Origin of the sequence: Streptomyces sp. NRRL S-495 (assembly GCF_000966955.1) — a bacterium.
Lineage (GTDB): Bacteria > Actinomycetota > Actinomycetes > Streptomycetales > Streptomycetaceae > Kitasatospora > Kitasatospora purpeofusca.
In genome coordinates this window covers 1-3,669 of sequence record NZ_JZWY01000184.1, presented here as the reverse complement: position 1 = coordinate 3,669, position 3,669 = coordinate 1, and the positions used below count along the sequence as shown (strand labels likewise).

Below are 3,669 nucleotides of genomic sequence, written 5' to 3'. Positions count from 1 at the left end.
GTGGACGGCGGTGTGCCAGGCCTCGATCTCCGCCGGGGCGAGGGAGCCCCGGCCCTCCTCGGCGGCGGCGGTCAGGGCGTGGCGGATGCCCTCGATCCGGCGGGCGGCGTGGCCGGTCAGCTCGGTGGAACTGGTGACGACCGGGTGGACCCGTCCGAGCCGCAGCGGGGAGTTCCGGACCAGGCCCGGGAGCTTGCGGCCGATCCGCCCGTCCACGTGGTCCATCCAGGGCTGCTGGTCGTCGGTGAAGGCGTGGCAGATCCGCCGGTCGAGGTCGCGGTCCGCGCCGGCGATCACCAGTGAGTCGAAGTCGACGTGTGCCAGCACGACCCGGCCGCCGGGCCGCAGCACCCGGGCGGTCTCTACGAGCAGCGCGGCCGGATCCGGCAGGCATTCGAGCACGTTGTAGGAGACCGCGGCGTCGAGGTCGTGGTCGGGCAGCGGGAGCGGCCGGGCCAGGTCCGACGTCTCGATGCCGATGCCACCGGGGTGGTCGGCCAGCAGGCGCCGGGCGGTGGCGACGCTGTCGGCCGAGTGGTCGAGGCCGAGCAGCCGGGCGTCGGGGTGGCGGCGGGAGAAGACGGCCAGGGTGGGGCCGGTGCCGCAGCCGAGGTCGAGCACCCGCCCGCCCGGGCGCAGTGCCGCCTCGTCCACCAGGCGCTCGTGTATCGGCTCGTCGGCTTCCGACATGTGTTCCCCCTAGGCGTCCGGCCTGTTCTACCACCGGGCGGCGAGGGCGGGCACGGGGTTTTCAGCGGGCGGCCCAGACCGGGCAGCGGGGGTGGTGGCGGTGGGTGCGGATGACCGTCCCGCCGAGCGAGCGGCGCTCGGTGGTGGAGACGGCGCAGCAGGCGGTGGCCGGCGGGGCGCACGGTGCCGGCGCGGACCCGGACGCGCTCGGACCGGACGCACTCGGGCCGGACGCGCTCGGCGGGGGTGTGGGGAGCGGGCGGCGGGGGCGGCGGTCGGTGGAACGGCGGTCGGTGGAACGGCGGCTGCGGCGGTGGGGCGAGGAGGTGGTCATGGGAGCGGGATTGCCCGGGGTGACGGCCCCGAACCCCGGATTAATTCGAAGGAGTGGAGAAGGCGGATTGATGTTGACGCGGGCGTCGCCGGCCCCTCAGGCGGCCCGCGCGGCCCCCTGCGGTGCGGCCCGCTGCGGTCTGCGCCGCTCGATGTACCCGCGCAGCAGCTCGCCCACCACGAAGGAGGTCACGGCGGTCACCAGCAGGAGCGGGAGCGAGTCGGGTGCCTCCGGCCCCAGCAGCTCGGCCGCCAGCACCGTGCTGGTGACCGGCAGCCGGGTGACCGAGGTGGCCGCCGCGGCCAGACCGACGGCCAGCCCCGACTCCATGCCGAGACCGGGCAGCGGGCCGCAGGCCACCCCGAGGGCGGCGCCGATCAGCACCGCCGGGAAGATCGGGCCACCGCGCAGGCTGCCCAGGGCGATGCCCCAGGCGGCCGTCTTGCAGAGCGTCAGCATCAGCAGTGCGTACACCGACCAGGCCGCCGGATTCGCGGCCAGGACACCCAGGGTGGCCTGGCCGGAGAGCGCCGCCTCCTCCGGCGAGCGGTCCGTCAGCAGCGCGTACGCGGAGATGCAGCCGCCGACCGCGACCGCGCACAGCACCGTGCGCAGGGCCGTCTGCCGGGCCGTCGGCGGCGGCACGGCCCGCAGCGGGTCGCCGACGGTGAACGCCTTGACCCGGTGGCCGAGCAGCTGACCGGACACGCAGACCACGGTGACCACGACCGCGACCGGCAGGCCCCACAGGAAGTCGCCCGGATCGGGGATGCCGGCGGGCGGTTCCGAGGGCAGCGACAGCGCGCCGACCGAGAGCCCGGTCCAGTGGCCGAAGCCGGTGAACACCAGTGCACCGATCCCGCTCGCCAGCAGGCAGGGCATGATCAGCAGCAGGAGTTGCGGCCCGCCCAGGCCGGCCGCCTCGATCATCATCACGGCGGCCACCAGCGGACTGCCGAAGATGGTGGAGATCGCCGCCGCCGAACCGGCCGCGCCGAGCACCGGCACCAGCTGGGGCCGGGCCGCGCGGCGGGACGGCCGGACGGCGAGCAGTGCCAGCCCGCCGCCCATCGCCATCAGCGGCGCCTCCGGGCCGAGCACCGCGCCGAGCGGCAGACAGGCGAGTGCGGCCAGCACGACGCCGGGCACGGCCCTCGGCGGTACGGGCGGCCCGCCCATACCGTCCACCGGGATGTGGCCGCCGCGCCCCGGCACCCGGGTGACGATCGGCGCGAGCAGCAGTCCGGCCAGCAGCAGCGCGGGCAGCGGCCACCACCAGGGGGCGCGGTCGAGGCCGAGGGCGTCGGGCAGGCTCTCCCAGACCCAGTGCTGGAGCTGGTGCTCCAGGCCGACGAACCAGAAGGCGGCCAGCGAGACCGGGACACCGACCAGGGCCGAGATCACGAGGAGGCCGAGGTAGCCCTTGGTGCGCAGCACGCCGTGCAGGGTGGGGTCCGGCCGCGCGGGGGCCGCCGCGGCGGCGGGAGGGGAGGCCGGGCCGGTGCCCGCCGTCGGGTCGGGCCTCGCCGTCGGGTCCTCGCTCCCGCTCGGACCGTCGCTCGGCTCGGGCATCGTCCGCCTCCGTCGGTTCCCCGCGCCGGTCCGGCTCCGGTCACGTCCTGCGACCGAGTCTCGCCCGCCGCCGGGGGCCGCGCACGGCAGCCGGGGGTCGGGGCCCGGCGCGTCCCGCCGGGCCTGCGCCATCAGGGTGAGGGGACGGGTCAGTCCTGGTGGATCCGGCGGGGGTCGCCGAGGGCGCTCTCGATGCCCTGGACCATTCGCCAGAGCGGCGCCCGGCGGCTGGCGACCAGCACCACGACGTCGTCCTGCTCCTCCGGCCCCTCACCGTCCGCCGACGGGTCGCCGCCGGCGGGGCGCTCGCCCCAGGTGTCGGTGACGAAGGCCATCGCCCGGTCCACCTCGGTCACCCAGTCGCTCTCGCCGCCGGAGCGGAGCCAGGTGCGCAGGGCGTGGTTGTGCGCGGAGACCACGGCGGCGGCGACCACGTCGGCCCGCAGCGGTCCCTCCGGGCGCCCGGCGAACCGGCCGCGCAGATAGTGCGCGAGGGTGTGCTCGTAGCGCCAGACGACGGACAGCTCGTAGGCGCGCAGGCCCGGCACCTTGCGGGTGAGACGGTAGCGCTGGACCGAGAAGGACGGCTGCTCGGCATACATCCGCAGGACCAGCCGGGCCGCATCGCAGGCGTGCCGGACCGGGTCCTCCTCGCCGCTGCCGGACTCCAGGAACTCCGTCATCTCGGCGAGGCCGCGCTCGTGGTCGGGGAAGACCACGTCCTCCTTGGCCGGGAAGTAGCGGAAGAAGGACCGCCGGCCGACCCCGGCGAGCGAGACGATGTCGTCGATCGTGGTCTGCTCGAAGCCGCGCTCCAGGAAGAGCTCGAAGGCGGCGGCAACCAGCGCCTCACGCATCGCGGGCTTCGGTTGCCCGTCGTTCATCGGTTGGTCCTGCTCTTCCTTCTCGCTCATTCCCGGAACATAGCATCGGCCTCGAACACCCGGACCGGCCCGTGTACGGCCGTGGTCCGGGTGCCCGAGGACGCGTTCCCGACGGGTCGGGAGGGGTGGGCTACGGCAGGTTGCGGGCCATCACGATGCGCTGGATCTGGTTGGTGCCCTCGTAGATCT

General features: G+C 75.4%; 4 protein-coding genes. All 4 read right to left on the bottom strand.

Going from position 1 to position 3,669, the window contains the following annotated elements; all coding sequences use genetic code 11:
• Window positions 1-690 (bottom strand): methyltransferase domain-containing protein (locus tag VR45_RS11695; protein WP_045939638.1); only part of this gene is annotated, 690 nt, incomplete at its 3' end.
• 61 nt (window positions 691-751) lie between these two features.
• On the bottom strand, window positions 752-1,024 hold the full coding sequence (locus VR45_RS11690) for a hypothetical protein (protein WP_045939637.1): 273 nt from the start codon (window positions 1,022-1,024) through the stop codon (window positions 752-754).
• A gap of 96 nt (window positions 1,025-1,120) precedes the next feature.
• On the bottom strand, window positions 1,121-2,596 hold the full coding sequence (locus tag VR45_RS11685; RefSeq protein ID WP_078896433.1) for a chloride channel protein: 1,476 nt from the start codon (window positions 2,594-2,596) through the stop codon (window positions 1,121-1,123).
• Between the two features lie 149 nt (window positions 2,597-2,745).
• Window positions 2,746-3,453 carry a TetR family transcriptional regulator gene (locus tag VR45_RS11680; RefSeq protein ID WP_078896434.1) on the bottom strand — a complete coding sequence of 236 codons (708 nt, stop codon included), beginning with the start codon at window positions 3,451-3,453 and terminating at the stop codon, window positions 2,746-2,748.
• Window positions 3,454-3,669: the final 216 nt, after the last annotated feature.